Origin of the sequence: Micromonospora sp. NPDC005174 (assembly GCF_040608495.1) — a bacterium.
Classification (GTDB): domain Bacteria; phylum Actinomycetota; class Actinomycetes; order Mycobacteriales; family Micromonosporaceae; genus Micromonospora.
Window position 1 is genome coordinate 169176 of the sequence record NZ_JBEXIJ010000009.1, and the last position, 26240, is coordinate 195415.

The 26240-nt window shown below is 69.7% G+C and carries 25 protein-coding genes, 1 tRNA gene, 1 other RNA gene and 2 pseudogenes; 10 read left to right on the forward strand and 19 right to left on the reverse strand.

Annotated features, from left to right (window positions below; all coding sequences use genetic code 11):
- The first annotated feature begins 236 nt into the window (after window positions 1-236).
- A complete protein-coding gene (gene leuA / locus ABZU91_RS13515; protein ID WP_355238726.1) occupies window positions 237-1988 on the forward strand; it encodes a 2-isopropylmalate synthase in 1752 nt (583 codons plus the stop codon).
- Between the two features lie 30 nt (window positions 1989-2018).
- Here the strand turns inward: leuA and ABZU91_RS13520 are convergent, their stop codons facing one another.
- A complete protein-coding gene (locus ABZU91_RS13520) occupies window positions 2019-3512 on the reverse strand; it encodes an MFS transporter (protein ID WP_355238729.1) in 1494 nt (497 codons plus the stop codon).
- 107 nt (window positions 3513-3619) lie between these two features.
- Between ABZU91_RS13520 and ABZU91_RS13525 the strand changes: the two genes are divergently transcribed.
- Together ABZU91_RS13525 and ABZU91_RS13530 are read left to right on the forward strand one after the other, a co-directional pair.
- Window positions 3620-4264 (forward strand): HNH endonuclease family protein, encoded by a 645-nt coding sequence (locus ABZU91_RS13525; protein WP_355238732.1) that lies wholly within the window; start codon window positions 3620-3622, stop codon window positions 4262-4264.
- Window positions 4264-4656, forward strand: a complete 393-nt coding sequence (locus tag ABZU91_RS13530) for a hypothetical protein (RefSeq protein WP_355238735.1) — start codon at window positions 4264-4266, stop codon at window positions 4654-4656. Before ABZU91_RS13525 ends, ABZU91_RS13530 begins: the two co-directional genes overlap by 1 nt.
- Window positions 4657-4706: 50 nt before the next feature.
- Here ABZU91_RS13530 and ABZU91_RS13535 read toward each other — a convergent pair whose 3' ends face one another.
- From ABZU91_RS13535 to ABZU91_RS13570, 8 genes are all read right to left on the reverse strand, one after another.
- Window positions 4707-5810 carry an oligopeptide/dipeptide ABC transporter ATP-binding protein gene (locus tag ABZU91_RS13535; RefSeq protein WP_355238738.1) on the reverse strand — a complete coding sequence of 368 codons (1104 nt, stop codon included), beginning with the start codon at window positions 5808-5810 and terminating at the stop codon, window positions 4707-4709.
- Complete coding sequence (locus tag ABZU91_RS13540; protein WP_355238741.1) at window positions 5807-6820, reverse strand: ABC transporter ATP-binding protein; 1014 nt, start codon at window positions 6818-6820, stop codon at window positions 5807-5809. Before ABZU91_RS13540 ends, ABZU91_RS13535 begins: the two co-directional genes overlap by 4 nt.
- A 123-nt stretch (window positions 6821-6943) precedes the next feature.
- A complete protein-coding gene (locus tag ABZU91_RS13545) occupies window positions 6944-7906 on the reverse strand; it encodes an ABC transporter permease (protein WP_355238744.1) in 963 nt (320 codons plus the stop codon).
- Window positions 7903-8907, reverse strand: coding sequence for an ABC transporter permease (locus ABZU91_RS13550; protein ID WP_355238747.1), 1005 nt, complete (start codon window positions 8905-8907; stop codon window positions 7903-7905). The genes ABZU91_RS13545 and ABZU91_RS13550 overlap by 4 nt, the downstream gene beginning before the upstream one ends.
- An 83-nt stretch (window positions 8908-8990) precedes the next feature.
- Entirely contained in the window at window positions 8991-10652 is a 1662-nt protein-coding gene (locus ABZU91_RS13555) for an ABC transporter substrate-binding protein (RefSeq protein ID WP_355238750.1), read from the reverse strand.
- Between the two features lie 311 nt (window positions 10653-10963).
- Complete coding sequence (gene recR / locus ABZU91_RS13560) at window positions 10964-11557, reverse strand: recombination mediator RecR (protein WP_355238753.1); 594 nt, start codon at window positions 11555-11557, stop codon at window positions 10964-10966.
- 8 nt (window positions 11558-11565) lie between these two features.
- The gene (locus ABZU91_RS13565) at window positions 11566-11874 is read right to left on the reverse strand and encodes a YbaB/EbfC family nucleoid-associated protein (RefSeq protein ID WP_355238853.1); all 309 of its coding nucleotides are present in this window, start codon (window positions 11872-11874) and stop codon (window positions 11566-11568) included.
- A gap of 157 nt (window positions 11875-12031) precedes the next feature.
- Window positions 12032-13228 (reverse strand): hypothetical protein, encoded by a 1197-nt coding sequence (locus ABZU91_RS13570; protein WP_355238756.1) that lies wholly within the window; start codon window positions 13226-13228, stop codon window positions 12032-12034.
- A 133-nt stretch (window positions 13229-13361) separates the two neighbouring features.
- Here ABZU91_RS13570 and ABZU91_RS13575 point away from each other — a divergent pair, with 133 nt between their 5' ends.
- Entirely contained in the window at window positions 13362-14033 is a 672-nt protein-coding gene (locus tag ABZU91_RS13575) for a DUF998 domain-containing protein (protein WP_355238759.1), read from the forward strand.
- A gap of 54 nt (window positions 14034-14087) precedes the next feature.
- Here ABZU91_RS13575 and ABZU91_RS13580 read toward each other — a convergent pair whose 3' ends face one another.
- The gene (locus ABZU91_RS13580; RefSeq protein WP_355238762.1) at window positions 14088-17219 is read right to left on the reverse strand and encodes a DNA polymerase III subunit gamma and tau; all 3132 of its coding nucleotides are present in this window, start codon (window positions 17217-17219) and stop codon (window positions 14088-14090) included.
- Window positions 17220-17399: 180 nt separating this feature from the next.
- An RNA gene (gene ffs, locus ABZU91_RS13585) (signal recognition particle sRNA small type) lies at window positions 17400-17489 on the reverse strand.
- Window positions 17490-17571: 82 nt separating this feature from the next.
- Between ffs and ABZU91_RS13590 the strand changes: the two genes are divergently transcribed.
- The 4 genes and pseudogenes from ABZU91_RS13590 to ABZU91_RS13605 all read left to right on the forward strand — a co-directional run bounded on the left by ABZU91_RS13590 (window position 17572) and on the right by ABZU91_RS13605 (window position 20357).
- Window positions 17572-17656, forward strand: a tRNA-Ser gene (locus ABZU91_RS13590).
- Between the two features lie 1334 nt (window positions 17657-18990).
- The gene (locus ABZU91_RS13595; RefSeq protein ID WP_355238765.1) at window positions 18991-19827 is read left to right on the forward strand and encodes a class I SAM-dependent methyltransferase; all 837 of its coding nucleotides are present in this window, start codon (window positions 18991-18993) and stop codon (window positions 19825-19827) included.
- Window positions 19828-19935: 108 nt separating this feature from the next.
- Window positions 19936-20175, forward strand: a pseudogene (locus ABZU91_RS13600) (Scr1 family TA system antitoxin-like transcriptional regulator); the annotation flags it as partial.
- Window positions 20166-20357 carry a DUF397 domain-containing protein gene (locus ABZU91_RS13605; RefSeq protein WP_355238768.1) on the forward strand — a complete coding sequence of 64 codons (192 nt, stop codon included), beginning with the start codon at window positions 20166-20168 and terminating at the stop codon, window positions 20355-20357. The pseudogene ABZU91_RS13600 and the gene ABZU91_RS13605, both read left to right, overlap by 10 nt.
- Window positions 20358-20451: 94 nt before the next feature.
- On the opposite strand, the gene ABZU91_RS13610 is transcribed toward ABZU91_RS13605, so the two are convergent.
- From ABZU91_RS13610 to ABZU91_RS13635, 6 genes are all read right to left on the reverse strand, one after another.
- A complete protein-coding gene (locus ABZU91_RS13610; protein ID WP_355238771.1) occupies window positions 20452-20661 on the reverse strand; it encodes a hypothetical protein in 210 nt (69 codons plus the stop codon).
- Between the two features lie 64 nt (window positions 20662-20725).
- On the reverse strand, window positions 20726-21091 hold the full coding sequence (locus ABZU91_RS13615; protein ID WP_355238774.1) for a hypothetical protein: 366 nt from the start codon (window positions 21089-21091) through the stop codon (window positions 20726-20728).
- A gap of 89 nt (window positions 21092-21180) precedes the next feature.
- Window positions 21181-21765, reverse strand: a complete 585-nt coding sequence (locus ABZU91_RS13620) for a hypothetical protein (RefSeq protein ID WP_355238777.1) — start codon at window positions 21763-21765, stop codon at window positions 21181-21183.
- Window positions 21766-21849: 84 nt separating this feature from the next.
- Window positions 21850-22182, reverse strand: a complete 333-nt coding sequence (locus ABZU91_RS13625) for a hypothetical protein (protein ID WP_355238780.1) — start codon at window positions 22180-22182, stop codon at window positions 21850-21852.
- A complete protein-coding gene (locus ABZU91_RS13630; protein ID WP_355238783.1) occupies window positions 22175-22723 on the reverse strand; it encodes a hypothetical protein in 549 nt (182 codons plus the stop codon). The genes ABZU91_RS13625 and ABZU91_RS13630 overlap by 8 nt, the downstream gene beginning before the upstream one ends.
- An 8-nt stretch (window positions 22724-22731) precedes the next feature.
- Window positions 22732-23271 (reverse strand): MauE/DoxX family redox-associated membrane protein, encoded by a 540-nt coding sequence (locus ABZU91_RS13635; protein WP_355238786.1) that lies wholly within the window; start codon window positions 23269-23271, stop codon window positions 22732-22734.
- Window positions 23272-23489: 218 nt separating this feature from the next.
- Here ABZU91_RS13635 and ABZU91_RS13640 point away from each other — a divergent pair, with 218 nt between their 5' ends.
- Complete coding sequence (locus ABZU91_RS13640) at window positions 23490-24044, forward strand: hypothetical protein (protein WP_355238789.1); 555 nt, start codon at window positions 23490-23492, stop codon at window positions 24042-24044.
- Window positions 24045-24136: 92 nt separating this feature from the next.
- A complete protein-coding gene (locus ABZU91_RS13645) occupies window positions 24137-24631 on the forward strand; it encodes a hypothetical protein (RefSeq protein ID WP_355238855.1) in 495 nt (164 codons plus the stop codon).
- Between the two features lie 56 nt (window positions 24632-24687).
- Here ABZU91_RS13645 and ABZU91_RS13650 read toward each other — a convergent pair.
- Both ABZU91_RS13650 and ABZU91_RS13655 read right to left on the reverse strand, forming a co-directional pair.
- Window positions 24688-25548 (reverse strand): annotated as a pseudogene (locus ABZU91_RS13650) (carboxylesterase family protein); the annotation flags it as partial.
- A gap of 48 nt (window positions 25549-25596) precedes the next feature.
- Window positions 25597-26229, reverse strand: a complete 633-nt coding sequence (locus ABZU91_RS13655) for a TetR/AcrR family transcriptional regulator (protein ID WP_355238792.1) — start codon at window positions 26227-26229, stop codon at window positions 25597-25599.
- Window positions 26230-26240 lie beyond the last annotated feature (11 nt).

Consider the following 26240-nt stretch of genomic DNA (forward strand, 5'->3'; position numbering starts at 1 on the left):
CCGGACCAGCCTTTGCACCCTTCGTCCCATCACGTAGGGTGACCTGGTCATGTGGCAGGCGCTTCTCCTCCTTAGCCGCCGCGACGAGGCCTGACCGGCCGGCACCTCGTCGCGGAGTTGCATCGCGCCGTCCAGCACATCTGATCTTCCTCTCGGCACCGCCGCGCACCGTCGCCCGGCAGCTCGCCGACACCTTCCGATCTGCTGACGCCACATGTTCCAGGGAGCATTCCGAGATGGCTCAACCTGTCACCGACGCCGAGACCGATCCGATCGCCCGGCAACGCCCCAGCCGGATGCCGTACCACCGCTACCAGCCGTACCAGGAGCAGTTCCGGGTCGACCTGCCGGACCGCACCTGGCCCACCCGCACGGTCGAGGCCGCGCCGCGCTGGTGCGCGGTGGATCTGCGCGACGGCAACCAGGCGCTGATCGACCCGATGTCGCCCGAGCGCAAGCGGCGGATGTTCCAGCTGCTGGTGCAGATGGGCTACAAGGAGATCGAGGTCGGCTTCCCGTCGGCCAGCCAGACCGACTTCGACTTCGTCCGGCAGCTCATCGAAGACGACATGATCCCGGACGACGTCACCATCCAGGTGCTCACGCAGTGCCGGGAGCACCTGATCGACCGGACGTTCGAGTCGCTGCGCGGCGCGAAGCGGGCCATCGTCCACTTCTACAACTCGACCTCCACGCTCCAGCGGCGGGTGGTCTTCGGCCTGGACCGGGACGGCATCGCCGACATCGCCACCTCCGGGGCGCGGCTCTGCCAGAAGTACGCGGAGATCCACACCCCGGACACCGAGATCTTCTACGAGTACTCGCCGGAGTCGTACACGGGCACCGAGCTGGAGTACGCGCTGGAGGTCTGCTCCCGGGTCATCGACGTGATCGACCCGACGCCCGACCGCCCGCTGATCATCAATCTGCCGGCCACCGTCGAGATGGCCACGCCGAACGTGTACGCCGACTCGATCGAGTGGATGCACCGGCGTCTGCCGCGCCGCGACAGCGTCGTGCTGAGCCTGCACCCGCACAACGACCGGGGCACCGGGGTCGCCGCCGCCGAGCTGGGCCTGCTGGCCGGCGCGGACCGCATCGAGGGCTGCCTGTTCGGCAACGGTGAGCGCACCGGAAACGTCGACCTGGTGACGCTGGGGCTCAACATCTTCTCCCAGGGCATCGACCCGATGATCGACTTCTCGAACATCGACGAGATCCGGCGGGCCGTCGAGTACTGCAACCAGCTCCCGGTACACGAGCGCCACCCGTACGCGGGCGACCTGGTCTACACCGCCTTCTCCGGCTCCCACCAGGACGCGATCAAGAAGGGCTTCGACGCCCTGATCGCGGACGCGAAGGCCGCGGGCGTACCGGTCGACGAGCACACCTGGGCGGTGCCCTACCTGCCGATCGACCCGAAGGACCTGGGCCGCACCTACGAGGCGGTCATCCGGGTCAACTCGCAGTCCGGCAAGGGCGGCGTCGCGTACATCATGAAGAGCGAGCACCAGCTCGACCTGCCGCGCCGGCTCCAGATCGAGTTCTCCGGGGTCGTGCAGCAGGTCACCGACCACGACGGCGGCGAGGTCGACCCGACCGCCATGTGGGAGATCTTCGCGACGCACTACCTGCTGGACCACCAGCCGGACCCTGCGGTCCGGTTGGCCGGCTACACGATCGGCACCGCCGACGGCAAGGTCGAGATCGAGGCCCAGGTCGGTGTCGGCGGCGAACGGCACTCGCTCGCCGCGGTCGGCAACGGCCCCATCGACGCGTACGTCAACGCGCTCCAGGCGGTCGGCGTGGGCGTACGGGTGCTCGACTACCACGAGCACGCGCTGTCCTCCGGCGGTGACGCGCAGGCGGCCGCGTACGTGGAGTGCGAGGTGGACGGTCGGACGGTCTGGGGTGTCGGTACCGACGCCAACATCGTGACGGCCTCGATCAAGGCGGTCACCAGCGCCGTCAACCGCGCCCGCCGCTGACGCGGACGCCACGCCCCCGGAGGTGCGGTTCTACTTCGGGGGCGTGGCGGCGGGCATCGAGTGGCAGGGCTGCGACGGCGGTGCCGCACGCGGCGGCCGGTGCACCAGCACGAGCGCCAGCACCGCGCCGACCAGCAGCAGCCCCGCGCACCAGGCCAGCGCCCCGCGGAACGCGTCCGTCAGCTCGGCCTTCTGCTCGTACCCGCCGCCGGAGAGGCCGACCAGCAGCGGTAGCGCGGCCACCGCGAGCAGGCCTCCGGCCCGGGACGCGGCGTTGTTGAAGCCACTGGCGACGCCGGAGAACCGGTCCTGCACCGCCGCGAGCACCGACGCCGTCAGCGGCGCCACGACCAGGGTCAGCCCGAGGCCGAAGAGCAGCACCCCGGGCAGCACGTCGGTCCAGTAGGACGCGCCCGGCCCGACGCCGCGCAGCAGCAGCAGACCGCCGGCGGCCACGACCGGCCCGACGGCCAGCGGCAGTCGAGGGCCGATCCGCGCCGACAGCGCACCGGCCCGGGCCGATCCGACCAACAGCAGCAGGGTCATCGGCAGCAGGGAAATGCCGGTGCGCAGCGCCGACCACTCGACGACGTTCTGGAGGTAGACGGCGAAGAAGAAGGTGAAACCGCTCAGCGCCGCGTAGACCACCACGGTGAAGAGGTTCAGGACGGAGAACAGTCGGCTGCTGAACAGCCCGGTGGGCAGCATCGCGGTGTCCCCCCGCCGCCGTTCCAGCAGCACGAAGGCCACCGCGGCCACCACACCGACCAGCGCGGCGACCAGGACCGGGGCGGAGGCGAAGCCACGCGCGGGCGCGTCGATCAGGGCGTACGTGACGCCGGCGAGCGCGAGTGCGCCGAGCAGTGCCCCGGCCACGTCGAAGCGGCGTCGCGTACGGCCCGGACCGTGCGTGCGGGAGGCGTTCTCGTCGCGGCTCTCCGGCACCCAGCGCAGCGCTGCCAGCACGACCGGTACGGCGATCGGCAGGTTGAGGAAGAAGATCCACCGCCAGGAGAGCGCGTCGATCAGCCAGCCGCCGATGAACGGTCCCAACGCCGTGGACACTCCGGACAGTCCGGCCCACGCGCCGATTGCCCGACCCCGGTCGTCGGGGTGGAAACTGGCCTGGAGCACCGCGAGCGAACCGGGCGTGAGGAGCGCCCCGCCCGCGCCCTGGACGATGCGGGCCGCGATGAGAGTGCCGGTGCCCTGGGCCAGGCCGCACAGCACCGACGCGATGGTGAACCAGAACACCCCGATCAGGAAGACCCGCCGCCGGCCGAAGCGGTCTCCGAGGGATCCGCCGAGCAGGACGAACGCCGCCAGCGTCAGCAGGTACCCGTTGACGGTCCACTGAAGATCTGCCACGTTGGCACCGAGATCCTGACCAAGTTTCGGCAGTGCCACGTTGACGACTGTGGTGTCCAGGAAGACCATGCCGGAGGCAAGCACCGCCGCGAGCAGGGTTCCTCGGCCGGCGGCGGTGCCCATCCGCAGTGCGGGCGACGGTACGGAGATGGTCATCCCCACAATCTGCCTTGCAGATTGTGGGAGACGCCACGAAACGCCGAAACCATCCCCGGGTACTGTGCGCAATCGCCGGGAGCCCGCAAGCTGGAGAGGTGTCGTCTGTGCGTACCAGATCAGGACCGCGTGCATCGGTGGCCGCGCTCGTCGCGGCGCTGGCGCTCGGCATGGCCGGTTGCGTCCCGCCCGACGAGGCGGAGACCACGCCGGCGCCGGGTGGCGGCGGCGGTAATGCCGTCGAGCAGCTGGGCCAGCTGACCGTCGCCAACGCCAGCTCGATGAAGGGTTACAGCCGAGAACGCTTCCCGCACTGGCGGGACACCGGCAAGAACTGCGACGTGCGGGACAGCATCCTGCAACGCGACGGCAAGGACGTGAAGCTCTCCGGCTGCAACGTGGTCGGTGGTCGCTGGGAGAGCGTGTACGACGGTCGCAGCGCGACCGATCCCTCCGACGTGGACATCGACCACACCGTGCCGTTGGCCAACGCATGGCGCTCGGGCGCCGACGAGTGGGACAACGCCAAGCGCGGCGACTTCGCCAACGACACGACACGTCCGCAGCTCATCGCGGTTTCCGCGTCCTCAAATCGGGCAAAGGGTGACCAGGACCCGTCCCAGTGGAAGCCGGCGAACCGGTCGTACTGGTGCCAGTACGCCAAGGACTGGGTGACGGTGAAGCACTACTGGAAGCTGACGGTGACCGCTGCCGAGAAGGCCGCCCTGACCGACATGTTGGAGGGCTGTTGATGAGCGAGGAAGCGGCGACAGACGCCGAGACGGACGCGGACAGCGCCCCGTCCGCCGCCGGGATGACGGCCGACGGCACCGGCGACACGCCGGCCGCGGTGCCGGGGGCCGGCATGGTCGCCGACTCGACCGGCGCGAGTGCCCCGCAGAGCCGCACCGCCGACATCGTGCCCGGTCCGGGCGGGGTGATGACCGACGAGGTCGGCGTCGTCACCGGTGAGTTGACCCTGCGCACCGAGTACGCGGACGGCAAGGTCACCCTGCGGGTGCAGTACAAGGACGCGGACGAGTGGTACGCGGTGACCGGCGGGTCGGCCGCGCTGGCCGATCCGGCGGGGCTGGACGCGGTGCACAGCGTCGCCGTCGGGCTGCTGAACCGCCCGGAGGGCTGAACCGCCGCGCTCGCCCCGGTGTCACCGGACCGGGGCGAGCGCGAACGCGGTCAGACGTACGAGCCGGGTTCGGTGGGGGCGGAGACCACACCCGGCGTCTCCCCCTCGCCCTCGGGGCGGACAATCTGTGCGCTGACCCCGTGCGGGCGCAGTTCGCCGCTGGCGATCTGCTCGGCGAAGTGGCACGCCACCCGGCTGCCGCCGATCTCCCGCAGCGCCGGCCGCTCATCGGAGCAGCGGGTGGGCTGCGCCCACGGGCAGCGGGTGTGGAATCGGCAGCCGGACGGCGGGTTGGCCGGCGACGGCAGGTCACCGGCGAGCAGGATGCGCTCCCGCCGGTCCTCCACGTCCGGGTCGGGCACCGGAACGGCGGACATCAACGCCCGCGTGTACGGGTGCATGGGCTCGGTGTAGAGGCGGTCGCTCGGTGCCTCCTCGACGAGCGCGCCCAGGTACATGACGCCGACGGTGTCGGAGATGTGCCGGACCACCGCGAGGTCGTGTGCGATCACCAGGTAGGTCAGCCCCAGACTGTCCTGCAACTCGTCGAGCAGGTTCACGACCTGGGCCTGGATCGAGACGTCGAGCGCCGAGACCGGCTCGTCGGCGACGATCAGCTCCGGCCCGAGCACCAGCGCGCGGGCGATGCCGATGCGCTGCCGCTGCCCGCCGGAGAACTCGTGCGGGTAGCGCGACAGCGCCCAGCGGGGCAACCCCACCGCGTCCAGCGTCTCGCCGATGAGCCGCCGGCGTTCGGCGCGGTCGGCGCCGATCCCGTGGGTCTGCATGCCCTCGGTCAGGATCGACTCGACGTTCTGCCGCGGGTCGAGGCTGGACATCGGGTCCTGGAAGATCATTTGCATCCGGCGACGCATCGACCGCAGCTTGCCCGGCGCCAGCGTGGTCAGCTCGACGCCGTCGAAGGTGACCTCCCCGGAGGTGGGCGGAGTGAGCTGCAGCAGCGCCCGGCCGAGCGTGGACTTGCCGCAGCCGGACTCGCCGACCAGGCCGTACGTCTTGCCACGCGCGATGGTCAGGTCCACACCGTCGACGGCCTGCACGTGGCCGACCACCCGGTCGAACAGCACCCCCCGCTTGATCGGGAAGTGCACCTTCAGATCGCGTACCTCGACGAGCGTGTCGTTGTCACTCACGCCTGTTCCTCCTCGCGCGGGGCGGGCACCGTGCCGGGAACCGGCTCCGGATTGACGCACCGGTAGCTCCGACCGTCGTGGGTGAGCACCAGCTCCGGCGGCTGACCCACGCATTCGTCGGTCCGCCGCGCGCAGCGCGGGGCGAACGCGCAGCCGTCCGGCCAGGGCAGCAGGTCGCGGACCGATCCGGGGATCGGGTTGAGCCTCTCGCCCCGTCCGGCGTCGAGTCGGGGCACCGACCCCAGCAGACCCACGGTGTACGGGTGCCGTGGCTCGCGGAACAGCGGACGACGGCGGGCCGTCTCCACCACCCGACCGCCGTAGAGCACGTTGACGGTGTCGACCATGCCGGCCACCACACCGAGATCGTGCGTGATCATCAACAGTGCGGTGCCGGAGTCCCGGACCAGCTCCTTGAGCAGCTCCAGGATCTGGGCCTGGATGGTGACGTCCAGCGCGGTGGTCGGCTCGTCGGCGATCAGCAGCCGGGGTTGGCAGGCCACCGCCATGGCGATCAGTGCCCGCTGCCGCATGCCGCCGGAGAGCTGGTGCGGGTACTCCTTGAGCCGGCGCTTCGGGTCGGGGATGCCGACCCGGTCCAGCAGCGCCGCCGCCTCCTTGGCCGCGGCCTCGCCCTTCATCCCCCGGTGCCGCGCCAGCACCTCGGTGACCTGTAGACCGATGGGGATCACCGGGTTCAGTGACGAGAGCGGGTCCTGGAAGATCATCGCGATGTCCCGACCACGGATGTCACGCCGCGACCGGTCGTCGAGCTGGAGCAGGTCGGTGCCGTCGAAGACAGCCTTGCCGCCCACCCGCAGGCCCGGCTGTTTCGGCAGCAGACCCATGATCGCCAGCGAGGTGACGCTCTTGCCGCAGCCGGACTCACCGACCAGGCCGACCACCTGACCGGCGTCGACCGAGAAGGAGACACCGTCGACGGCGTGCACGGCGCGCTGGCCGCGTCGCGCGAACGTGACGGAGAGATCATCAACTTCGAGCAGTGCCATTACTGGCCTTCCGTTCGCGACTGCGGGGCTCGCAAGCTCACTCCTCGCGCTTCACACATGCGGCCTTCCGTTCGCGACTGCGGGGCTCGCAAGCTCACTCCTCGCGCTTCACACATACCGGGCCTACTTCCGCAGCTTCGGGTCGAGGGCCTCGCGCATCGCCTCACCGAGCAGGGTGAAGCCGAGCGCGGTGATGATGATCGCGATCGCCGGGTAGATCGCCAGCGACGGCCGGATTCCGAGGTACTGCTGCGCGTCGGCGAGCATCACCCCCCACTCCGGCACGGCGGTGTCCGGGTTGCCGAGACCGAGGAAGGACAGCGCAGCGGCCTCGATGATCGCGGTGGCCAGGGTGAGCGTGGCCTGCACGATCACCGGGGCGAGCGAGTTCGGCACCACGTGGGTCAGCGCGATCTTCGACTTCTTCACGCCGAGCGAGGTGGCCGCGAGGACGTAGTCGCTGTTGGACTGGGAGATCATCGAGCCGCGCAGCAGCCGGGCGAAGACCGGCACCGAGACGACGCCGACCGCGATCATCACAGTGGTCAGGCTGGCCCCGAGCAGAGCGGCGATGCTCACCGCCAGCAGCAGGCTCGGCATCGCCAACAGCATGTCGACGAACCGCATCAGGGTGGTGTCGATCCAGCGTCCCCAGCGGCCACCGAGGCCCGCCGCGGCACCGGAGACACCACCGATCAACGCGCCGATCGCCAGACCGATCAGGGTGGAGACCACGCCGACCAGCAGGGTCTGCCGAGCACCGACGATCATCCGGCTGAACTCGTCGCGGCCCTGGTGGTCATAGCCGAACCAGTGGTCACCGTCGGGCCCCGGGATGACACCCGGCTTGATCAGCCCCTCCCGGATGCCGATCGTGTCGGTCGGTGCGTACGGCACGAGGAACGGTCCGATGACCGCGACCAGCACGAAGAGCGCCAGGATGACGGCACCGACGATCGCGGCCGGGTTGCCGCGCAGCCGGCGGAACGCCTCCTGCCAGAGGCTGACGCCCCGCTCGTCGTCGCGGGCGGCCAGCTCGGAGAGCCGGTCGATCTTCTCGCGCTTCTTGCCCGGGGAGAGTGTCATCGCACCCTCACCCTCGGGTCGATGAAGCTGTAGGAGAGGTCGACCAGGAGGTTCACCAGCACGTACACCACCGCGATGATCAGGATGAAGCCCATCAGCACCGGATAGTCGCGCTGGCCGATGGCCTCGGCGACGAAGGCTCCGATGCCACTGAAGGCGAAGACGGTCTCGGTCAGCACGGCGCCGGAGAGCAGACCGCCGGCGAGCAGACCGATCGAGGTGGCCACCGGCAGCATCGCGTTGCGCAGCACGTGCCGACGCCGGACGGTCTGCTCGGTGAGCCCCTTGGCCTCGGCGGTACGCACGAAGTCCTCGTTGAGCACTTCGAGCACGCTCGCCCGGGTGATCCGGACGATGATCGCCAGCGGGATGCTGGCCAACGCGATGCTGGGCAGCACGAGATGCCAGAGAGCGTCGGCCGCGGCGTCCCACTCGCGGGTCATGAGCCCGTCGAGGACGAAGAAGTTGGTGATCCGGGTGGCCCCGAGCGTCGGGTCCTGCCGGCCGCTGGAGGGGAACCAGTGCAGGTTCTCCGAGAAGATCGCCTTGAGCACGTAGCCCAGGAAGAAGACCGGGATGCAGATGCCGATCAGCGACCCGCCCACCGAGGCGTGGTCGAGGAACCGGCCGCGGCGACGGGCCGCCAGGTAGCCCAGCGGGATACCCACGCCGATCGCGATCACCATCGCGGTGATCGTCAGCTCGACGGTGCCGGGGAAGCGCTCGATGAACTCGGTGGTGACCGGTCGCTTGGTGGAGGTCGAGGTGCCCAGGTCGAGCTGGACCATCCGCCGCACGAACCGGCCGTACTGCACCAGGATGGGCTCGTCGAGGCCCATGTTGTGCCGGATGGCCGCACGCATCTCGGGCGTGCCGCGCTCACCGAGGATGGCGGTCTCGGGGCCTCCGGGCAGTCGCCGGAGCCAGATGAAGAGCAGGAGGGAGAGCCCGAACAGCGTGGGTATCAGCTGGAGCAGGCGTCTGACGATGAACCGGAACACGGCGGCCTCGAAGGGGTTGCGGAGGGTTACGGGCGGACGCTGTGTGCCAGCGCCCGCCCGCGTTCCTTGCCTTGGTGCAGAACCTACTTGAATTCGGCGGTTGCGTACCGCTCGTCAGTCAGCGGGCTCGCCTTGACGCCGGTCACGTCCTTGCCGAACACGATCGCCGGCGGGGAGTGCGAGATCGGCACACCCGGCAGGAAGTCCATGATGGACTTGTTCAGGGCCTTGTACTTCTCGGTCCGGGCCGCGATGTCGGCGGTGGTGTCCGCGTCCTTGAACTGGTCGAACAGGGCCTTGTTGTTGAAGCCCCACTCGTCCTTCGGCCGGTCGAAGAAGGTGCCGATGAAGTTGTAGGCGTCGCCGTAGTCGCCGGTCCAGCCCAGGAAGTGGATGTCGTGCTTGCTGCCGGACGTGGTGGCGTTCAGGTAGTCCGGGCTCCACTTCAGCGGGATCGCCTCGACGGTGATGCCGACCGCCTTCAGGTCCGCCGACAGCAGCTCGAAGATGTCCTTCGGGTTCGGCATGTACGGCCGGGTGACCTCGGTCGGGTAGTGGAACCGCAGGGTCAGGTTCGACGCGCCGGCCTCGGCCAGCAGAGCCTTCGCCTTCGCCGGGTCGTAGGTGTACTTGGTGACGTCACCGTTCCAGCCCTCGACCGTGTCCGGCATGAAGTTGTCGGCGACCTTCGCGCCCGGGGGCAGCTTCGAGTCGACCAGCTGCTGGCGGTTCAGCGCGTACGCGATGGCCTGCCGGACGCGGACGTCGGCGAGCTTCGGGTTGCCCTTCTGGTTGATCGCCAGGTAGAGCACGTTGAACGCCGGACGGGTGAGGACGTTGAAGCCCTCGCCCTTCAGCGGCTCGACGTCCGCCGGGCCGACCAGGTCGTAGCCCTGGATGTCGCCGGAGCGCAGCGCCTGCTTACGGGCGTTCTCGTCGGAGATCGTCTTGAAGATGAGCGTCTTCAGCTTGGCCTTGGCGCCCGCGTAGTCGTCATTGCGCTCCAGGGTCAGCGTCTTGTTCGCGACGTCCCAGGACTTGAACTTGAACGGGCCGGTACCGGTCGGGTGCGCCGTCGCGTACGCCGGGTACTTGATGTCGTCCGCCGTGCCACCCACGTTGCTGGCGTCGAACTCCTGGAGCGCCTTCGGGCTGTGGATGGAGAACGAGGGAAGCATCAGCGCGGCCGGGATCTTGCTGGACACCCGGGTGAACGCCAGGTCGACGGTGGTCGCGTCCTTGGCGGAGCAGGACTTGAAGAGACTCGGCGGGAGGTCCGCGTTCTCGTTCTTGGCGAAGCCGCCCATGACGTCCTGCCAGTACGCCGTCACGTCCGGGCTCTGCATGAGGCCCTTGGCGTTGTACCAGCGGTCGAAGTTGGCGCAGACCGCCTCGGCGTTGAAGTCGGTGCCGTCGTGGAACTTCACGCCGGACCGCAGCTTGAACGTCCAGGTGGTGCCGGCGGCGTCCGGGGTCCAGGACTCGGCCAGGCCGGGGGTGACCTTGGTGCCACCCTCCTCGGGCCGGACCAGGGTCTCGAAGACCTGACGCGCCACGCGCAGCGACTCACCGTCGCTGGCGAAGCTCGGGTCGAGCACCTTCGGGTCTCCGGCGACGCCGAAGACGAGGGTGTCCTTCTTGCTACCGCTGGAATTGTCGTCGCGGTTGCTCTCGGCGCAGCCTGCTACCGCGAGGGCCGCGACCGCGACGGCCGCGATGGCGACCTTCGGCCTGGGTGCACGCATGTGTGCTTCACCTCGTCCTTGGGGGTACGGACAACGTGGTGACAGGGGTCACCGATGGCGGTGACCATAGCTCTCGGGGCGTCCAGCCGGAAACCGTGGGATGGACTGTTGGTATCGGATCGTGCCTCAACCGCCGCTTGACAGAAGATTCGAAGGTGAAAGCGGGCCGCGACCGTGGATTCTGCACCCGCGATGCCAAACTGTTACGTCGAACAGGCCCGATAGGGGCCGAGGTGTCAGATCATTTCCGGGCACGTACGCGACGATGGCCGGCACCCGTGCGGGTGTCGGCCATCGTCGAATCTGGAAACTCAGACCGCCCGGCGGCCCTCGAAGGCCCTGCCCAGGGTGATCTCGTCGGCGTACTCGAGGTCGCCGCCGACCGGTAGGCCGCTGGCCAGCCGGGTCACCGCGAGACCCATCGGCTTCACCATCAGCGCCAGGTAGGTGGCTGTCGCCTCGCCCTCGGTGTTGGGGTCGGTCGCCAGGATCAGCTCCCGCACCGTGCCGCTGCTCAACCGGGTCATCAACTCCCGGATACGCAGATTGTCCGGGCCGATGCCTTCCAGCGGATTGATCGCGCCGCCGAGCACGTGGTAGCGGCCCCGGAACTCACCGGTCCGCTCGACGGCCACCACGTCCTTGGGTTCCTCCACCACGCACAGCACCTCGTCGGTGCGGCGCGGATCGCGGCAGATCCGGCACTGCTCGGACTCCGCCACGTTGTAACAGGTCGTGCAGAAGCGCACCAGCTCCTTGACCTTGCGCAGCGCGCCGGCCAGCCGGTTGACGTCGGCCGGATCGGCCGAGAGGACGTGGAACGCGATCCGCTGGGCGCTCTTCGGGCCCACGCCCGGCAGTCGCCCCAGCTCGTCGATCAGATCCTGGATGGCACCTTCGTACATCTGCCGGCTCAGAAACCGGGCAGGCCGAGGCCGCCCATGCCGCCGGCGACCGGGCCCATCTTGCGCTCGGTCAACTCACGAGCCGCCTCGGCGGCGTTGTGCACGGCCGCCACCACCAGGTCTTCCAGCGTCTCCACGTCGTCCGGGTCGACGGCCTTCGGGTCGATCTTGATGGCCTTCAGCTCGCCGCCGCCGGAGACGGTCGCGGTGACCAGCCCTCCGCCGGCCGTGCCGGTCAGCTCGGCCTCGGCCAGCTCGGCCTGGGCGGCGGCGATCTGCTGCTGCATCTTCTGCGCCTGCTTCAGCATCTGCTGCATGTTCGGCTGTCCACCTGGGCGCACGGATGGCTCCTTCTCGCACTCGTCTGCTCGGCCGCCGACCAGCCTATCCGCTGGGACCGACGTCGCCGTGCCCGGTGCGTCCGCCCACGCCGAGGCCCGGGGCTCCTTCATCGCGGGTCGGGGACGCCGGGACTCAGAGCCGGTCGTACTGCTCGCGGACCAGGGACTCGACGACCGGCACGCTGCCCGGCGGGCCGCCGACCGCGCTGACGATCAGGACGATCTCGTGCCGGCCGGCGACGGCCCACACCCCGGTCCGCTCGGCATTCACGAAGGCCGCAGACCCCGGCACCTCGGCGAGCGGCGTCACCTCGCCGGGGGTCGCCTCCCGCAGGTCGCTGTAGGAACGCTGGAACTGGTCCGCCGACCCCGCCGATCCGAACTGGAGCAGGGTGATCGACACGAGGGTGGCGTCCGGGCGGGTCCAGGCCGAGGCGGCCGCGTGAACCAGGTCGCCGCCCGTCTGCTCGGCGAGCAGGTGCGCTCGCGCCTCGGAGAGCGGCAGAACCCGACCCAGGTCGACCTGGTCGTCCGCCACGGCCGGCGTGGCAGGGGCCCAACCGGCGGGAGCCGCCACCACCAGCGCACCGAGGTCGGGGGTCTGGTCGTCGGCCGAGTCGATCGCCCGCCAGCTGACCGTGACGAGGAGGACTGCCACGCCGAGGACCGCCAGCACGCCGGAGATCGGCGCGGGGCGTCGCCACCAGGGCGCCTCCGGTCGGGTGTTCGGGCGGGAACCCTGCCAGACGAAGGGGGTCGAATCCGTCGCGGCAGGCTCATCCACGAATACGGCGGCAGCGGTCGGCGTCGCCGGTTCCGGTGCGGTAGGCGTCGCCGGCTCCGGCAGGGCCGTGACGGCGCGTACCAGCAACAGCACCCCGAACAGCGCGGACCAGACGCCACCAAGGAGGTCGGCGTCGGGATGATCGTGTGCCGGGAAACCGCTGACGTCGATGGCGGCCGTGGCCGGCAGAAGGGTGCCGACTCCCAGCACCACACCGAGCAGAATCGCGGCCAACCGCACACCGAACCGCCAGTGCGGCCGTACCCACGCCGCCACCAGCAGCACCAGCAGCAACGCCCACCCGACGTACAGCGGTTGCCAGTAGCCCGCGAGGTCGGTCAGCCCGAACGTCCGCGCCTCGGTCGAGGGCGCTCGACCGAACAGCCGGTCCACGGCGAACCCGTTGGGACGCACCGTCACCCACGACATCGACCGCGCCGAGATCAACAGGATCAGGCCAGCGGTCGCCAGCACCGCCGCCTTCGCGTGGTCACGGCCGAACCGGCTGCCGTCGGCTGCTTCCTCGGCAGTCGAGATGATCTTCACGGCGCACATCCTGACAGCGCACGGGAACACCGTCCACCCCGTCGAACCGCCTTCGAGGTACGGCTACCACTACCCCGAACCGGCGGTCTGCCGGTAGTGCGCCGGGCACCCTCGTACTGGTCTGCTCGACGGTATGAACCTCACCCGTAGTGGCCGCGTCGCCGCGCTCTGCTGGGCGGCGGCCGCACCGATCTTCCTCGTGGCAAGTCTGATCACCGGACTGCGGTGGCGCGAGCCGACCTACAGCTGGGCCACCCACAACATCAGCGACCTCGGCAACGCCCACTGCGGGACCTGGGACACCACCCGACCCCGGTTCGTCTGCTCGCCCTGGCATCCACTCATGAACGCCGCGATGCTGGCCACCGCCGTTCTGCTCGCCGCCGGGCTGCTGCTGACCTGGCGGCTCCTCGGCCGGGGCGGCATGGTGCGCTCGGCGCAGATCCTCCTGCTGCTGGCCACCGGCGGTTATGCCCTGGTGGCTCTCAATCCCGCCGACGTCGACGAGAACCGGCACGTCCTCGGCGCTTTCCTGATCATGAGCACGGGTAACGTCGGCCTGCTCCTCGCCGGCTTCGCGCCGAACTCCACGGTGCTCGGCCGGTGGCGACGGTTCTCCCTCGCCGCCGGGCTCACCGCGCTGGTCGGGACCGTGCTGTTCGTCGCCCAGCAGGGCACCGGCATCGGGGTGGGCGGCATGGAACGAGTAGCCGTGCTGCCCTTCCCCCTCTGGGCCTGCTGCCTCGGAGTCCTCCTCGCCGAGACCCCCCACCCCCGCGATCTTGCACTTTCTGCGCCTGCATAAGGGGCATTCCACGCAGAAGGGCAACCGAAACTGCAAGATCGAGGAGAGTGGGGGCTAGCGGGCGTCGATCTCGTTGATCTTCTCGGCGCCGAAGGTCTCGCGCAGTAGGCGTACCGCCTGCTCCTCGCTCGACTCCCGGGCGGTCTTCTCATCGATGATCTCGTCGAGCGGCTCGTCGCCCGGGTCGAACCCCTCAAGGGCCGGGGCCGGTGCAGCGCCGCCGGGTCGGCCGGCCCGCGCCGGGCCGTCGAAGTCCGGGTCGTAGGGCGGCTCGCCGGCCCATTCGGCGTCCGCGACAGGCCGGGTTGCCGCTCCGGTACGCGCACCCCGCCCCGCCGCCGCCGCGCGAGCTGCGGCGATGGCGCTGCTCACCGGGGCGCCACCGGCTGTCGCCGGCTGCCGTGTCGCAGGTGTCGAGTTACCCCGTCCGCCCGGCTTACCGCCACCGGCCGCCGCCGCGGGACCGCCCGAACCGCCTGGCCCGGTGCCGTTCGCCCCAGCGCCGTTGGTGCTGACACCGCCGTTCGCGACGCTGCCGTTCGGGCCGGCGCCGTTGGTGCCGCTCCCGTTGGTGCCGCTGCCGTTCGCGCCGGTCGAGGGCGGCACGGAGTGGGAGTTCGATTCGGTTCCGGCCAACGCGCCACCGGGGCGGGCGGCCTCCGGCCAGTCCTCGTCGTCGGTAGCCTCGGAGACCGGGGCGGCACCGCCGGGGCGGGCCGCTTCCGGCCAGTCACCGTCGTCGTCCGCCGCCGTGGCGGACGACGCTGCGCCCTGCCCACCAACTCCGTGACCACCGGAGCCCGCGCCGACACCGCCGGGCGAAGCCGAGCCGGCCGCGCCGGTCGGGCTCGCCGCGGTGGACAGCGCGGTCGTCGGACCGGCAGCAGCGGTCGAGGCGTTGGCCGCCGCACTCCCCGGCCCGACGGCGTTCGAGCCAGATTCTGCGCTGAGGCCTGCGGGATTCGAGCTTGGCGCGGGGTTCGAGCGCGACCCGGGATTCGAGCCGAACTCGGCGTTCGAGCTGGGCGCATTTGAGCTGGGAGCGCCGTTCGAGCCAGGCGCGTTCGAGCCAGGCGCGTTCGAGCCAGGCGCGTTCGAGCCAGGCGCGTTCGAGCTGGGCGCGTTCGAGCCAGGCCCGTTCGAGCCGGGCGCGGCGTTCGAGCCAGGCGCGTTCGAGCTGGGCCCAGTTGGCGGCGCGCTCGTCGGGGCGGCAGCCGGCGGCGTGGCGGGTCGGGCCGGTGCGGTGGGCTGGGAGCGCGGCGGGCCGGACAGCGACGTGCCGCCCCGCTCGCCGGCCACCTCGCAGCGGATCTGCCAACGCCCGCCCAACTCCTCGTAGAGCGCGTCGGTCAGCACCGCCGAGTGATCGGCCATCATCTTGGCCAGCACGGACGACTTCACGGTCAACACCAGCATGTCGCCGTCGAGTTCGCGGACCACCGCGTCACGCATCAGGGCGGCGATCCGCTTGTTGGTCCGGTTGACCTTGCCGACCACGTCGGGCCAGACCCGGCGCACCGCGACCGCGTCCAGCGCAGGGGCTGGCGCATCCGGGCGTGGTGGCGCGGGGGTCGCCGGGTCGGGCAGCACGGCCGACGGCGGTACCACCCGACGCGGGGTCGCCGAGCCGGTGCCCGGTCCGGCGGGCGAGACGGGCGCGGTCCGGTCAGCGGAAGTGGGGGCCGCCGTCGACGCGCCGGGCGACGCCGGGATCGGGGAGTCCGCACCCGAGGGCGCGTGCGAGCCTCGGACGCCCGAGGCGGCAGCGTCCGGGCCGGCAGCACCGGAGGCGGTCGTGCCGACAGCAGCCGAGCCGGCAACACCGGCAGCATCCGAGGCGGCCGAGCCTGGAGTACGTGCGGTTCGCGGGGCCGGGGACACCGTCGGGTCGACATCCCACGGCGGTGCGGAGGTCGGGGCATCGGCGGGTGCGGGGTGTGCGGCAGCCGGGACCGGAGGGGCGTGCTGTGGGCGTACCCCTGGGGTTGTCGCTGGCGCGGCGGCCGACGGCGCGTCGGTGCCGCCCAGGGTGAGCCGGCGTTCCATCCGTTCGAGGCGCTGGAGGAGGCCACCGGTGGAATCGTCCACGCCGGGGAGCAGCATCCGGGCGCAGATCAGCTCCAGCAGCAGCCGGGGCGCGGTGGTGCCGCGCATCTCCACCAGGCCGTCGTGGACGATGTCGGCGCAGCGGGAGAGCGTGCCCGGGCCGAGCTGGGCGGCCTGGGCGGCCATCCGCTCGATCTGGTCGGCGGGGCCGTCGATGAGGCCCTTCGTGGCGGCGTCCGGCACCTGCTGGATCACGATGAGGTCGCGCAGCCGTTCCAGCAGGTCGGAGGCGAACCGGCGCAGGTCGTGCCCGGCCTCGGCGACCCGGTCGACGGTGGCGTACGCGGCGGCGCCGTCCCCGGCGGCCAGCGCGTCGCACATCTCGTCGATCAGCGCGGCGTCGGTGACGCCGAGCAGCGCGGCGGCCCGGGCGTAGGTGACCCCCTCCTGCCCGGCGCCGGCGATGAGCTGGTCGAGCACCGAGAGGCTGTCCCGCATGCTGCCGCCACCGGCGCGCACCACCAGGGGGAAGACCGCCGGCTCGATGGTGACGCCCTCGGCCTGGGTGAGCTGTTCGAGGTACGGGCGCAGCACCTTCGGTGGGAACAGCCGGAACGGGTAGTGGTGGGTCCGCGAGCGGATCGTGCCGAGGACCTTCTCCGGCTCGGTGGTGGCGAAGATGAACTTGACGTACTCCGGCGGCTCCTCGACCAGCTTGAGCAGGGCGTTGAAGCCCTGCGTCGAGACCATGTGCGCCTCGTCGATGATGTAGATCTTGAAGCGGCTGCGGGCCGGCGCGAAGAACGCCTTCTCGCGCAGCTCGCGGGCGTCGTCGACACCACCGTGGCTGGCCGCGTCGATCTCGATGACGTCGATCGAGCCGGCACCGTCGGTGGTCAGCGAGCGGCAGGACTCACACTTGCCGCACGGCTCGGGAGTGGGGCCCTGCTCGCAGTTGAGCGAACGGGCCAGGATGCGGGCGCTGGAGGTCTTGCCGCAGCCGCGTGGGCCGGAGAAGAGGTAGGCGTGGTTGAGCCGCCCGCTACGCAGGGCCTGCGACAACGGCTCGGTGACCTGCTCCTGGCCGATCATCTCGGCGAAGGTGCGCGGTCGGTACTTGCGGTAGAGCGCCAGCGTCACGCGTCCCGCCTCCTCTCGACCGAGCCATTCTGCGCCGGTCTGGCGCGGGTGACCACCCACCCCGCCGGGACGTCTGGGCCCACGGGCTTGATCGACTCGGCTTCCTGGAAATCGGGGTGTCCAGATGCCCGGGATGCCCCGACAGCACGGATGTCGGTGTGGATCGAGGCCCGGAGACAAAAAGGCCTCCCGTGCACCCGGCAGAGCTCGCTTATCCTTGCTGCCTTCCGGCCCTGGGGAGGTTCACGAGATACCGCCGCACGGGAGGTGACGCCAACCCTACCCGACGGCCCGTCGATCTTCAGGGGGTGGTGGGGTGTCACGGTCGGCGGGGGCCTGTATCCTGGCTCGCGGAGGATTCGCCTAGAGGCCTAGGGCGCACGCTTGGAAAGCGTGTTGGGTTTACACCCTCACGAGTTCGAATCTCGTATCCTCCGCTCGTCTGAGCAGCACGAACGTCAGGGCCGGCCCCAACGAGGGTCGGCCCTTCGTCGTCTCGACGGTCACGCTCGCCTCAGTGGCCGGTTCCGCCTGGTAGCCCAACCGGCCTACCTACGGCCAGCGAGGCCCAAGCAGCAAAGGGCCGCGAGCCGCCGGGGTACGGGTGATCGGCTACGCACATCGGCCGCACAAGGTCGAGACATCTCGCACTGCGGGTGCGGACGTCGTGATCGCCAACAGGCAGAACGGCGCCTTGCTCTTTTGGACCGTGGAGACACAACCACCGTGCTGTAGAGGGCGCATGTCGCATCCGTGTCGTCGCACCTGCACTGACCGGCTTTCTTGCTGGTCAGCACCCTATTTGGCGTGATCTCGAAGCCTGTAAGTGGCGGGTTGCTCCTAATCGACCACGAAGGGCAGGTACCCCTAGGCTGCGTGAGCTCGGCGACCGACCGACAATCAAGGTTGTCGCTATGGCGGTATCAACGAGCAAGAGCTCAGATCGTCGACAGGACGCAACGATGACGCAGAACACTGCAACCCTTCTGGCGGCGTGCATCGCAGCTGCTGCCGCAGCGCTGACACTCGTCTCGAATCTCCTGGGAGCGAGACGCGCCGAAATGAGAGCTGTACATCGGTCGTATCTGACGCCGCTGCTGCCCGACCTCGGCGAGGGAATCCACTCGTGCGTCGCGACTGCGAATATCCTTCGTAGGCGCGCGGTTGAGGGCGGAACGCGGCAGACATGGATAGAACGCGGTGCCGAAGGAGCAAAGAAGATAAAGGCGGCGCGGCCCAAGTTGCGATATGTGCTGCATGGCTTGGACGAACCGCTTCGCACGTTGTCTCGAGCGCCTGAATGGGTAGCCACCTATCGCAATGTTCCCGGCACCAATGCTGACGAGCTGTTAAAGGCATTCTCAGACTTGGCAAATTACGTTCATAAGGTGATTAGGCGGTCATATAGACGAGGGCTACCGCCAACATTCTGGCAGCGACGGAGCCTGAGCCGGCGAACCTCGACCGTTCGGATGCTGTGGGAGGCCCGCTTCGAGGCAGTGGCTGGCAGCAAACATCAATAGCTATCCAGCCCGCCAATCACAGTGCAGCGGCTCGCTCCGGCGAGGTGAAGGCCTGCCCTGCGTGGTGCCTTCCTCGACTTCGCGCTCGTTCTCTCGCACCCAGGACTGGAGCGGGCAGGCTGGAAAGCGTGTTGGGTTTACACCCTCACGAGTTCGAATCTCGTATCCTCCGCTCGTGGAGCATGATCGACGCCCGGCAGACCGATAACAGGTCGGCCGGGCGTCGTCGTTGTGGTGTCATCGATGCCGTGGCTGATTCGACCTGGCAGTGGGACGAGACCTTGTACGCCGGCAGCGCCCGGCACTACAGCGTCGGCCGGTGGCCGTACCCACCCGCAACCGCAGAGGCCATCGGCACCGCACTCGACCTGGACGGCACCGGCCGGCTCCTGGATGTGGGCTGCGGTCCCGGGTCGTTGACGCTGCTGCTCGCGCCCCTGTTCGAGACGGCGATCGGGGTCGACGCCGACCGGGACATGCTCACCGAGGCACAGCGCCGGGCCGGCGAGGTCGGTGCCACGAACGTCGAGTGGCGGCACCTGCGGGCCGAGGAGTTGCCGGCCGACCTGGGTACGTTCCAGGTGGTCACCTTCGCCCAGTCGTACCACTGGATGGACCGACCGCTGGTGGCCCGGCGGGTCCGCGACATGCTCGCGCCCGACGGGGCGTGGGTCCACGTCGGCGCCAACACGCACCAGGGCGTGGCCGGCGACGACGATTTGCCATACCCGCGGCCGCCCTGGGCGGGGATCGACGAGCTGGTCGCGCGCTATCTGGGGCCGGTCCGTCGGGCTGGCCAGGGATCACTGCCCTCCGGCACCTCCGGCGGCGAGGGGGAGATCATGCTCGCGGCGGGATTCTCCGGTCCCGCCCGACTCACCGTGGAGCAGGGCATGGTCGTGGAACGGTCGGTGGACGAGGTCGTCGCGGCGGTGTTCTCCCTGTCCAGCTCAGCGCCGCACCTGTTCGGCGATCGATTTCCGGCGTTCGAGGCGGACCTGCGCGAGCTGTTGTCGGCAGCGACACGGCACGGTCTCTTCGCCGAGCGGCCACGCGATGTCGACATCGTGATCTGGCGACCCTGACGACCGCCTCGGCCGGCGCGGACCGCTCAGCCACGGACCCCTCGACCTCGGGGCGGCAGAGAACCGCTCAGCCACGGGCGCGGGCCCAGGCGCGGGGCCGCACATCCGGTGCACGTGGTGCCCAACCCGGTCGGCGCGTACGCCGGCCTGAACGGGCCCTTCGTGATCGCGCACAGCCACGACCACCGGGTCGCCGGCTACCTCGACAACCAACTCCAGGGACAAGTCGCTAACGACCCGGACGACATCGCGGCCATGATGGCGGCATGGGAAAACGTGCGCGGCGAGGCGCTGTCGCACCGGCAGTCGGTCGAGCTGATGACGGAAGTGGCGGAATCATGGAGTTGAACGGCGCGCGGTGGCGCAAGAGCACCCGCAGCAGCGGCAACGGCGGCGCATGTGTCGAGGTCGCCGACAACCTGCCCGGTGTGGTCGGCGTACGGGATTCGAAGGACCCGACCGGCCCGGCGCTCGCCTTCGCGCCGGTGGCCTGGCGGGCGTTCGTGGCCCAGCTCGCCCGACACGCCTGACCGCACTGCGCACACACGTCGCGGTACTGCCGTCCCCTCGGGCGCTCCTCGTCGCTTCCCCTACCGGGGCAGGGGAAGCGACGGAAGACGGGGATCAGCGTCGTTGCATGCCGAACTGCGGCAGGGACTCCATCCGCAGCGGCTCGCGGACGTACAGCTTGCCGTCCGTGTCCACGCTGACCTCCATGGGCTCGGCGGAGAGACTGTCCGCGCCCGCGCGCTCGAACACCGCCTTCGAATCCACGACGACGTCGGCGCTGTCGTGGACGGCGAAGAGGTGGGTGGGGAGCCCGGAGCGGGACATGCGAGCGTAGATCTCCACTCGCTTGCCGCCAGCAGGACTGTCTGTGATCTTGACATAGCCTCGATCAGTGGGCGGTTGGGACACGATGCTTCTCCTTGTCACCGTTGGCAGCCGGACGCTGCCCGTCCTGCCAATCCGATAGTGGCGAAGGCCTTCCCTTCGCCGAACCGAACAGCACGCTGAGCCAGTCGCCGTCGAAGCCGAAGACTCCGCAGGAGGTTTGGATACCTCGGGTTCCCGGCACCCGGACCGCCCGGACGTGCTCCTTGACCTCTCCCATGTCGTACAAGGCGTGCAGGTCCGACCAGAGAGAGATGCTCTGCACTACGCGATCACGCCAGTTGAGAATCAGGTGTACGCCGAGAAAGCCGTCGGCCTTGGCGTACACGTTGCGCTTCAACTGGCGGTGGAGCCTCCAGATCAGCAGCATGTTGGGAAAGGTGCGGCAGGCGAAGGCCGTGACGACCACAGCCCCGCCCGGCTTTTCCGGAGGGCGATACCTTTCGTGAGTTCGTTCAGTCACTGCCACCCCATCGCCAGGTAGAGGGCCAGTCCGACCGCGACCAGGCCGGACATGAACCGCGCTGGCCGGATCAGGTTGCCGTTGATGCGATCGAAGAACCGCGGATGGGTCAGCACCAGTCCGCTGCGGTGGAGCGTCAGAAGGGCGACGCCGATACCGAAGAGGGCGTTCGTCACGAGCACCGCCACCGCCACCGCTGCCGGGGGCTGGGTGAGGACGACTCCCGCCAGCCCGATCCAGATCAGGGACGTCGTCTTCTGCGTGGTGACGTACAACCCCAGGTCGTACGCCCAGACGAGACCCAACTGCCAGGGTCCCAACTGACCGGCGAACCGCTGCGGCACCTGCCGCCAGACGTGGGGAGTCCGGTTGAGGAAGTCAGCGACGCCGAAGAACACCAGCAGGACGAGCAGCGCCACCAGCCGAACCGCCTCCGGCAACAGGAGGCTGAGAAATGACAGCGCCGCCAGAGCGAGAGCGACAGTCACCGCGGAGGCGATCATCCCCACCGCGAAACCCCAGAGGAACCTGCGTCCACTCCTCCGATCGCTGTTCATCATCGGGTTGGAGACCCCAACCATGGAACGGCCTCAAGGGCTGAGCAGTTGCAACAGGGCACCCGCCCCCGCGAGCAACACCCAGATGGCCATCGTCGAATCCCGGCCTCAGGCCGACCGGGAGCTGTCGCAGTAGTACGCCGACTTGACGTTGGCGGTGCCGCTGGAGTTCTTGACCTCGCAGCATCCGCAGGTCCGGGTCGAGGTCGAGCAGTACCACGTGTAGTACCGGGGGCTGTTGATGCAGGTGCTGTACGAGACGGACGGAACGAAGGACAGGTGGCAACACCCGATGTTGTAGGTGGCGCTTGCCCGCTCCGGTGAGCCGAAGAGGACCGCCGAGGTGGCGAGAGCGCTGGCCCCGATGGTGCCCAGGAAACGCCTCCTGGGCCCGCTCGCCCGTTTCGGATCGTGCTGTTCGTGACCACTGTGCTTACGCATGTGAATCCTCTCTGTCTCGCTCGACCGGACGGTCGAGAAGCTCGTTCAACGCGGCGGCGGAGCTGAACGTGTGCGCGGTGACCAGCGCGCCGCGGTTGAAGACCAGAACGCTGGGACTGATGTCGACCGCGAGGTTCTTGGTCAGCCATTCGCCGCCCACGTCGATCGAATGCGGAAATTCGCTGATCACCGAGCTCTCCGCGACGAACTGCTGCCCGTCGGCCAACGACGGTGCCGGGACGATGACCGCGACATCGGGCGGAAGAGAGAGTTGTCCGGTGGCGCCGGCGGCGATGCGTCGGCAACTGCTGCAACTGGTGCTCAGCACGACCAACGCCGCGAATTCGCGGGTGGCGAGATGGGTGATGTCGTCCGGCCAGATCTGCGGTGCCGTGCCGAGAGCGGCGTTGTCGATGGGTGTGGCCACGTCGACCACGTCTTCCTGCGGGACCCTGGAGGACAGCTCGCCCATCATCGCGAACAGCCCGACGACCGCAACGGTGAGAACGAACAGGGCAATCGACAAGATCAGCTCGAACATCGGCTCTCCTACTGGGGGAAGGGCTGAAGGTGCCGTCGCAGCGGCTGGACGAGGTTGGCCCGCCAGCGGATCAGGTTCGCCACCAGGGCACCGATACAGGCCGCCACGATCAGGGCCGCGTTGTCGGCACGGGTGTCGGTCTGCCCGTACGCCAGCAGCGCCGATACCGCGAGCAGCACCGTGCCGAACAACAACTGCCGCATTCCGAGCGGGCGGCCCTGACTGCCGCCGAAGCACCCGCAGGCCATGGTGACGCGGCGCAGGCGGGCCATCAGCGCGAAGGCGGCGATCCCGGCACCGAGGAGCGCGGAGAGGACCAGGCCGTACGCGTCGTCCGGCAGACCGACGAGGAGTAAGGCCGTCACGATCTCGCCGAAGGCAATCGCCCGGGCGGAGTTGTCCGTCCAAAGACTGTGACTGTCGTCGATGCGAAGAGTGGCGCGCAGCGTACGTGAGAACTGCTGCGGGGCAAACAATTTGGCACCGCCCGCGTGCAGAAAGAGCGCTGCCACCAGAATTCGAACGCCTAAGACCGCCGCTTCACTCATGGAGCGCCCCCGAAACATCGGTGCAGCTGCACGGGAATACGGACGGCAAAGGAGCCAGTACCATAAGTACATCCCCGTGCTCCAGCGATACTTCCGCATGTATCGATCTCTCGTCAAGGGTCGGCCGCCTCGCGGGTACGCTTCGAGGATCGACGTCGGCGCAGCCAGAACCGTCGTACACATGTTCTATCCACAGGTTGTGGACGGCGGAGGGTCCGATGGGTTACCAGCTCAGCGCCGTCGTCGCGGATGCCGACCTGCTCCGCGAGCAGACCGCCGAGCTGGACCACGCGGTCCTCGGCGAACTGCGCCAGGACTTCGCGCTACTGCCGGTCACCCCGCAGTTGGTGGTGGAACTGACCGGGTCACTGCCGGACTTCGCGGCGGACGATCCCAGCGCCGAGCAACCGTTCGGGCTGGTGTTGTCGCCGCCGCTGGCCGACAGGCTGGCACACTGGTCGCGGTCGGGGCCTCTGGCGTACCTGGAGGCGGAGTTCGGCGCAGGCATCGGCCGCCAGGCGGCGGCGGTGTGGCTGGGCGGCACGCTGTCCTGGGGTCCGCGCTTCGACGATGTCCTCGACGCGCCCCGCAGGCAGTGGCCGATCAACGAGGCGCTGCTTCAGCTCGGCGTCGAGCGGGGCGCGTGGATCGATCCGTTCGCCGAGGTCGGGTTGCATCTGGAGCGCAACACCGAGGGCTGGCTGGCCCACGGGCGGCGTCGACTCAGCGCCGACTACTGGGACGAGCTGGTCGAACAGTGGGAAAATCAGTAATCCGTCGTCGGGCAGCAACCTGAGCGGCCCCGTTCCGTTGGGGACTGGGGGATTCCATGAAATTGCGACAATTCGCGTTTATTGCCATGCTGCTGACTGCTGCCTCGATCGCGGGCAGCGGCGCGCCGTCGCCCGGCCCGATGCCGGCGCACCGGCCCGCCGGCAACGTCGAGGTCATCGACCTCAACGGTCTGCGCAACATCGAGTTCGGCGACACCGAGGCCGAGCTGACCCGCCGGGGCATCCTGCGTACCGACCTGGACGCCTGCGGACCGGTGCTCGCCGGCCACGACACGGTCAGCCCCGTCTTCGTCGAGGACAAACTGGTGCTGCTGTGGGTCGGTGACCCGATGCGGACACCGGAGGGGATAACGGTCGGCTCGCCCGTCGAGGACGTCTGGGCCCGCTACCCGTCGGTGACCCGGCTGCCCGCTCCACAGGGGACGCATCGGCTCGACGGGCTCCTTGCCCGCAGCGACGACCGCGCGTACCTGTTCCTGCACGACGGACGCACGGTCCGAAAAACGATCGCGGGGTACGCCGACTGGGCGCGCCGCCTCTTCAACGAGGGCGCCGGCCCCTGCTGACCCGCCTCGGCCTGACCGGGCGGCCGGTCCACGTGGAACGACCGCCCGGTCAGATGTCAGCCGCGCAGCGACCGCCAGAAGTCGTACGAGTGCTCTGCCGCGAAGTCCGTGGTGCCCGACCCGCCATCGCCGGCCAGGACCCGCACGTACCCGGCACGGTCGCGCAACCGGGGCCACCCGGGCCGACCCGTCCGGGCGAAGTCGCTCCAGGCGCGGACCATCTCGCCGGAGAGCCGCCGCTGGGTGGGCGTGAGCGCCTCGGCGTAGTCGACGTCGAACAGGTACGGCAGTTCGGCGCAGTGGTACGCGCCGGTCGGGAAGGTAGGCGTCGGCCCCTCGGCGAAGAACGGCGCATCCTCGTCGGCGAACTCGTACACGTACGTCGGTACCGTCCGGGCGAACGCCAGCGCGGCCGAGTAGATCGGTTCCGCGTACGCCTGATCGGTCCACACGGCCCCCAACGCCTCGCTGGCGGAGCGCGTGTCGTCGCTCGGATAGCGGGTCAGGATCTCCTCCGCCCGGTCGCCGAACATCGTCCGTACCTGCTCGCGGTACTGGTCGTCGGTGAGCGGGCACGATTCGGGCGCCTGCCCGGGCGCGGGCGGCTCGGGGCAGTTCATCCCGCTGCGTTCCATCCCCCACACCTGGAGCGTGGACTCGTCGCGGTTCGTCCCGGTCAACACGGGCACCGGGTGTAACCGGCCACTGACCAGCGCGTCCGCCGGATCCACCGGCAGAGTGCCACCGTCGACCACCGGGCCCAGGTCGACGCCCGCGCCCGGATAGCCGACCGCGTCGACAAGCGTGGCGGCGTCCCGCCCCCGCAGGCAGGCGGCGAGCGTTCCGGGGTCGGTGCAACCCACCCGCCGGGCGACCTCCCGCGCGGCCTCGACCGCCTCCGCCCGGGTCTGAACGGGGTTGGCGCACGAGTTGCGGGGTGGCGGCGCTCGTCCGACCGTGAGCGCTCAGGCCGGGTTGTCCGCCGTCGCGGAGCGCCGCGCCCCGGAGACGGCCGCGAACCCGGTGAGCGCGATCTCCGCCGTCTGCCGCAGCTCCTCCCGAGGGACCCCGGCGGCGGCGTGGATCGCCTGTCCCTCGGTGACGCTCATGACGAATCGGGCGAGCGCGGCCGGGTCGGCGTCGGCTTGCAGATCACCTTCGACGACGGCACGGGCGAACCGGTCGGCGAGTGCCCGCTCGCCGGCCAGGCGGCTCGCGGCGAGGAACTCGGCCACCGGGGCGTTCTCGCTGGAGCAGGCGGTGCCGCCCTGGATCGACAGGCAGCCGGCCGGACGGTCAGGGCGGGTCACGGCGAGCACGTTCTCGCGCAGGAGCGTGGCGACCACGTCGTAGGCGGTGGATTGGGCGATCGCGTGCCGCGCGTACCCCATGTCCTGTTCGGCATAGCGGGCCACGGCCTTGCGGAACAGCTCCTCCTTGCTCCCGAAGGCGGCGTAGAGGCTCGGTTTGTTGATGCCCATGGCGGCGGTGAGGTCGCTCATCGAGGCGCCCTCGTACCCCTGACGCCAGAACACCTCAAGCGCGCGCTCCAGCGCCTCGTCGACGTCGAAGCCGCGTGGACGCCCTCGCACTGGCACTGTCCCCCACC

Coding starts and splice junctions, on each gene's coding strand:
- ABZU91_RS13555 (WP_355238750.1), bottom strand. CDS start 10,652: ATGCGTGCACCCAGGCCGAAGGTCGCCATCGCGGCCGTCGCGGTCGCG.
- ABZU91_RS13615 (WP_355238774.1), bottom strand. CDS start 21,091: ATGCTGCTGATCTGGAGGCTCCACCGCCAGTTGAAGCGCAACGTGTAC.
- ABZU91_RS13520 (WP_355238729.1), bottom strand. CDS start 3,512: ATGACCATCTCCGTACCGTCGCCCGCACTGCGGATGGGCACCGCCGCC.
- ABZU91_RS13640 (WP_355238789.1), top strand. CDS start 23,490: ATGGGTTACCAGCTCAGCGCCGTCGTCGCGGATGCCGACCTGCTCCGC.
- ABZU91_RS13530 (WP_355238735.1), top strand. CDS start 4,264: ATGAGCGAGGAAGCGGCGACAGACGCCGAGACGGACGCGGACAGCGCC.
- leuA (WP_355238726.1), top strand. CDS start 237: ATGGCTCAACCTGTCACCGACGCCGAGACCGATCCGATCGCCCGGCAA.
- ABZU91_RS13575 (WP_355238759.1), top strand. CDS start 13,362: ATGAACCTCACCCGTAGTGGCCGCGTCGCCGCGCTCTGCTGGGCGGCG.
- ABZU91_RS13610 (WP_355238771.1), bottom strand. CDS start 20,661: ATGTCCCGCTCCGGGCTCCCCACCCACCTCTTCGCCGTCCACGACAGC.
- ABZU91_RS13540 (WP_355238741.1), bottom strand. CDS start 6,820: ATGGCACTGCTCGAAGTTGATGATCTCTCCGTCACGTTCGCGCGACGC.
- recR (WP_355238753.1), bottom strand. CDS start 11,557: ATGTACGAAGGTGCCATCCAGGATCTGATCGACGAGCTGGGGCGACTG.
- ABZU91_RS13630 (WP_355238783.1), bottom strand. CDS start 22,723: ATGTTCGAGCTGATCTTGTCGATTGCCCTGTTCGTTCTCACCGTTGCG.
- ABZU91_RS13565 (WP_355238853.1), bottom strand. CDS start 11,874: ATGCAGCAGATGCTGAAGCAGGCGCAGAAGATGCAGCAGCAGATCGCC.
- ABZU91_RS13635 (WP_355238786.1), bottom strand. CDS start 23,271: ATGAGTGAAGCGGCGGTCTTAGGCGTTCGAATTCTGGTGGCAGCGCTC.
- ABZU91_RS13620 (WP_355238777.1), bottom strand. CDS start 21,765: ATGGTTGGGGTCTCCAACCCGATGATGAACAGCGATCGGAGGAGTGGA.
- ABZU91_RS13625 (WP_355238780.1), bottom strand. CDS start 22,182: ATGCGTAAGCACAGTGGTCACGAACAGCACGATCCGAAACGGGCGAGC.
- ABZU91_RS13545 (WP_355238744.1), bottom strand. CDS start 7,906: ATGACACTCTCCCCGGGCAAGAAGCGCGAGAAGATCGACCGGCTCTCC.
- ABZU91_RS13605 (WP_355238768.1), top strand. CDS start 20,166: ATGGAGTTGAACGGCGCGCGGTGGCGCAAGAGCACCCGCAGCAGCGGC.